The 4,236-nt window shown below is 70.5% G+C and carries 1 protein-coding gene; it reads left to right on the plus strand.

What is annotated here, in order from left to right; genetic code table 11:
• Positions 1 to 4,236 (plus strand): non-ribosomal peptide synthetase (locus D7X12_RS39870; RefSeq protein ID WP_158620217.1); only part of this gene is annotated, 4,236 nt, incomplete at both ends.

A 4,236-nucleotide genomic window follows, 5' to 3' on the forward strand; every position in this document is an offset into this window, starting at 1 on the left:
ACGCGATGAAGGCGCTGGCCCAGCAGGAAGGCGCCTCGCTCTTCATGGTGCTGCTGACGGGCTGGCAGGTGTTGATGTCGCGGTACGCGGGCCAGGAGGACGTGACGGTGGGCTCGCCGATGGCGGGCCGGAGGCGCGGAGAGGTCGAAGGTCTCATCGGCCTCTTCGTCACCGTGCAGGCGCTGCGCACCCGGGTGGAGGCCACCGCGTCCTTCCGCGCGCTCCTGCGTCAGGTGCGGGAGACGGTGCTGGGGGCCCAGGAGCACCAGGAGCTGCCCATCGAGCGACTCGTGGAGGAGCTGCGTCCGGAGCGCATCCCGGGTCGCACGCCGTTCTTCCAGGTCATGCTCACGTACCAGGCATCCTTCCGTGGCGCGTCCACCGTGGAGGGCGTGAAGCTGGAGGCGCTGGAGCTCGACACGCACACGGCGAAGTTCGACCTGACGCTCCAGGTGTTGGAGACGGAGCACGGCCTCAAGGGCTACCTGGAGTACGCCACCGATCTCTACACCGCGCCCACCGTGGCGCGGCTGGCCGAGCATCTGCGCGTGCTCCTGGAGGGCGCTGTCGCCCATCCGGACGAGCTGGCCACGCGGCTCCCGCTGTTGACCGACCCTGAGCGCCAGCAGGTGCTGGTGGAGTGGAACAACACCGACGTGGCCCTGCCCGCGGAGCAGGGGATTCCGGAGCGCTTCGCGGCCCAGGCACGCCTGACGCCGAACGCGCTGGCGGTGGTGGCCCCGGGAGCGGCGGCGCTGACGTACGGCGAGTTGGAGGCGCAGGCGAACCAGGTGGCGCACCACCTGCGAAGCCTGGGCGTAGGCCCCGAGGTGCTGGTGGGCGTATGCCTGGAGCGCACGCCGCGCCTGCTGGTGGCGCTGCTGGGCATCCTCAAGGCGGGCGGCGCCTACGTGCCGCTGGACCCGTCCTACCCGGCGGACCGTCTGGCGCTGATGGTGTCCGCGTCGCGCATGTCGCTGCTGCTGACGCAGCAGTCGCTGGAGGGCACGGTGGAGGCCCCGGGCCTGCCGCGCTACCTGCTGGACATGGAGGCCCCCGCACGTGCGGGCCTGTCCACCGAAGCGCCTCCCCGCACGGCCCGGCCGGAGAACCTGGCGTACGTCGTCTTCACGTCGGGAAGCACGGGGACGCCGAAGGGCGTGATGGTGTCGCACCGCAACTGGGCGAATGCGTACCTGGGCTGGGAGCGAAGCTACGCGTTGAAGGAGCAGTGCCGAAGCCACTTGCAGATGGCGAGCTTCTCCTTCGACGTCTTCGGCGGCGACGTGTCCCGCGCCCTGTGCTCGGGCGCGAAGCTGGTGCTGTGCCCGCGCGAGTGGCTGCTGGAGCCCCCGAAGCTGCACGGGTTGATGGAAGCGGAAGCCATCGACTGCGCGGAGTTCGTCCCGGCGGTGCTGCGCGGGCTGTTGCAGCACCTGGAGGAGACGGGCCAGCGGCTGGAGGCGATGAAGGTGCTCATCGCCGGATCCGACGCCTGGTACGTGAATGAGTACCGGCGCATCCGGGGCGTGATTGGTGAGGGGACGCGCCTCATCAATTCCTACGGCATCAGCGAAACCACCATCGACAGCACGTGGTTCGAGAGCGACGCGCTGGAGGCGGGAGACAACCGGCTGGTGCCGATTGGGAAGCCCTTCGCGAACGTGCGGATGTACGTGCTGGACGCGGCGCTGCGGCCGGTTCCGGCGGGCGTGGCGAGCGAGCTGTACATCGGCGGCGAGGGCGTGACGCGAGGCTACTGCCACCGTCCGGAATTGACGGCGGAGCGCTTCGTGCCCAACCCGTATGGGGCGCCGGGCTCACGGCTGTACCGCTCGGGAGACAGGGCGCGGCACCTGACGGACGGGAACATCGAATTCCTGGGCCGTGCGGACACGCAGGTGAAGCTGCGCGGCTTCCGGGTGGAGCTGGGCGAAATCGAGTCGGTGCTGGGCAAGCACCCCGCGGTGCGCACGGCGGTGGTGCTGGTGCGAGAGGGCCCGCGCCGCCTCATCGCGTACGTGGTGGCGCCCAAGGACACGACCAGCGTGCAGTTGCGTGACTTCCTGCGCGAGCGGCTGCCGGAGTACATGGTGCCGGCCGCCTTCGTGGTGCTGGACGCGCTGCCACTGACACCGAACGGGAAGGTGGACCGCAAGGCCCTGCCAACGCCGGACGGCGCGCAGGAGACCGCGCATTTCGTGGCCCCGCGCACGCCCACGGAGGAGGTGCTGGCGCAGGTGTGGGCGCAGGTGCTGGGCGTGGCGAAGGTGGGGGCGGAGGACAACTTCTTCGACCTGGGCGGCCACTCGCTGCTCGCCACGCAGTTGGTGGCCCGGGTGCGCGCCGCGCTCGATGTGGAGTTGCCGCTGCGCGCGCTCTTCGAGGCGCCCACCGTCGCCAAGCTCGCCGAGAGGTTGCAGCAGGCCCGCACCGCAATGGTCCTGCCGCCTCTCACCCGAACGCAGGCGGAGGGCCCTCAGCCCCTGTCCTTCGCCCAGCAGCGCCTGTGGTTCCTGGATCAGCTCACGCCCGACGACGCGTCCTACAATCTCCCCGCCGCGCTGCGCCTCTCGGGACGTCTGGATGTGGAGGCCCTGCGCCGTGCCTTTGAAGCGCTCGTCCAGCGCCACGAAGCCCTGCGCACCACCTTCTTCGAGCACGAGGGCCAGCCCTTCCAGCGCATCCACGAGCCGGCAGCATGGGCCCTCCCCGTGGAAGACCTGTCCAGCCTGGACGTGACGGCGAGCGAAGCGGAGACGCTGCGCCTTGCCACCCGCGAGGCCCGCCAGCCCTTCCACCTCGTGCACGGTCCGCTGCTGCGCACCTCGCTGCTGCGGCTCTCGGAGGAGACGCATGTCCTGCTGGTGACGATGCACCACATCGTCTCCGACGCCTGGTCCATGGGCGTGCTCGTGAAGGAGCTGGCCGCGAGCTACGCGGCCTTCAGCGAGGGCCAGGCGCCTTCCCTCCCGCCCCTGCCGGTGCAGTACGCGGACTTCGCCGCGTGGCAGCGCCAGTGGTTGCAGGGAGAAGTCCTGGAGACGCAGCTGGGCTACTGGAAGCACCAGCTCTCCGGGGCGCCCTCCGCGCTGGAGCTGCCCACGGACCGGCCGCGTCCGCCCGTGCAGTCCCGGCGCGGCGCCACGGTGCCAGTGAGCATTCCGGCGGCCCTCACGGAGTCCCTGCGCGGCCTTGCCAGGCGCGAGGGCGCGACGCCCTTCATGCTGCTGCTCTCCGCGTTCCAGCTGCTGCTGTCGCGCTACGCGGGCCAGGACGACGTCTCCGTGGGCTCGCCCATCGCAGGACGCACGCACACGGAAGCCGAAGGCCTCATTGGCTTCTTCGTCAACACGCTGGTGCTGCGCGCTCGGATGCGGCCGGAGGATTCGTTCCGCGAGCTGCTCGCCCAGGTGCGCGGCACCACGCTCGCGGCCTATGAGCATCAGCACGTCCCGTTCGAGAAGCTGGTGGAGGTCCTCCAGCCCTCGCGCGACTTGAGCCGCAGCCCCCTCTTCCGGGTGATGTTCGTCCTGCAGAACGCGCCCGCTGAAGCCCTGCGCGTCCCGGGCCTCTCCTTCCAGCCCGTCCCGCTGGAGGGCAACTCCGCGCGCTTCGACCTGGCGCTGACGCTCTTCGAAGTGCCCCAGGGCCTCACCGGCTTCCTGGAGTACAGCAGTGACCTCTTCGAGGCCGCCACCGTCCAGCGGCTGATGGGCCACTACGGCGTCCTGCTGGAGGCCATCGCCGCGCGGCCGGATGCCGCCATTACTTCGCTGCCCCTGATGACGGCCCCGGAGCAGGAGCAACTGCTCGTCGAATGGAATGCGACGGACGTCGAGTTCCCGAGCGACACCTGCATCCACCACGTCGTCGCGGAGCAGGCCCGCCGCGCGCCGGAGTCCATTGCCGTGCGCATGGGCGAGCGCGGCGTCACGTATGCGGGCCTCGATGCCTGGGCCCACCAGCTCGCCGTGCAGCTTCACGCGGCCGGTGTCTCGCGTGGCGACCGCGTGGCCGTCCTCGCGGAGCGCTCCCCTGAATTGGTGGCGGGCCTGCTGGCCACCCTCAAGGTGGGTGCGGCCTACGTGCCCATCGCTCCGGGTGTCCCTCCCGAGCGGCTCACCTTCATGCTGGAGGACAGCGCTGCTTCCGTCCTCCTCACCCAGCAGCACCTGCGCGCGTCTCTGCCCGCGCTCTCCACGCGCGTGCTCCCGCTAGAGGAAGCTATTGCGC

Source organism: Corallococcus sicarius (assembly GCF_003611735.1).
Taxonomy (GTDB): domain Bacteria; phylum Myxococcota; class Myxococcia; order Myxococcales; family Myxococcaceae; genus Corallococcus; species Corallococcus sicarius.